This window comes from Ochrobactrum sp. SFR4, from assembly GCF_019730395.1.
Lineage (GTDB): Bacteria > Pseudomonadota > Alphaproteobacteria > Rhizobiales > Rhizobiaceae > Pseudochrobactrum.
Window position 1 is genome coordinate 1 of record NZ_JAAPBB010001257.1, and the last position, 242, is coordinate 242.

Annotated in this window: 1 protein-coding gene; it reads left to right on the forward strand. The window is 55.4% G+C overall.

The genetic code is table 11. The annotated features are described in order from the left end of the window. Positions 1-242: biotin/lipoyl-containing protein (locus HBA93_RS23050; RefSeq protein ID WP_221724778.1), on the forward strand; the 242-nt coding region annotated here is incomplete at both ends.

Consider the following 242-nt stretch of genomic DNA (forward strand, 5'->3'; position numbering starts at 1 on the left):
ATGGTCAGCCGCGTCGTATCAAAGTGCCGGATCGCACACGCGGTGCTGGTAAAGGCGCAAAGCGCAAAGCGGAGCTGAACAATGAAGCACATATCGGTGCGCCGATGCCTGGTATTGTTTCAACTGTTGCGGTTGTCAGCGGGCAGAGTGTAAAGGCCGGTGATGTGCTGCTTTCCATTGAAGCTATGAAGATGGAGACAGCAATCCATGCCGAGCGCGATGGCGTGCTAGCAGAGGTGCTT